We start from the raw sequence: 565 nt of genomic DNA, 5'->3' as shown, positions 1-565 counted from the left end.
AGTATGATGGCGGCGTTCGGGAATTCGTGAAATATCTCGACCGCTCAAAGACTTCGGTCATGCAGGAGCCCATCTATATGGTGGGCGAACGCAGCGGAATCGGCGTCGAGGTGGCAATGTGGTGGAATGACAGCTACCATGAAACCGTATTGCCGTTCACAAACAACATCCCGCAGCGCGACGGCGGCACCCACCTTGCGGGTCTGCGCGGCGCGCTGACGCGGACTATCACCAAATATGCGCAGGACAGCGGCATCGCCAAACGCGAGAAGGTCGATTTCACCGGCGACGACGCGCGCGAGGGATTGACCTGCGTGCTGAGCGTGAAGGTGCCGGACCCCAAATTCTCCAGCCAGACCAAGGACAAGCTGGTTTCGTCGGAGGTGCGACCCGCCGTCGAGAACCTCGTGAACGAAAAGCTGGCCGAGTGGTTCGAGGAAAATCCGGCACAGGCCAAGATCATCGTCGGCAAGATCATCGAGGCCGCGCTGGCCCGTGAAGCCGCGCGCAAGGCGCGCGAACTGACGCGGCGCAAGACGGCGATGGATGTCGCCTCGCTGCCCGG

General features: G+C 61.8%; 1 pseudogene. It reads left to right on the top strand.

Annotation, left to right across the window (positions count from 1 at the left end):
• Window positions 1-59: 59 nt before the first annotated feature.
• Window positions 60-565 (top strand): annotated as a pseudogene (locus PKE99_RS39395) (DNA topoisomerase IV subunit B); the annotation flags it as partial.

Source organism: Pseudonocardia halophobica (assembly GCF_027922425.1).
Classification (GTDB): Bacteria; Actinomycetota; Actinomycetes; order Mycobacteriales; family Pseudonocardiaceae; genus Pseudonocardia; species Pseudonocardia halophobica.
Note: the sequence above shows the minus strand (reverse complement) of the source record. Positions and strands in the feature narration are given on the sequence as shown.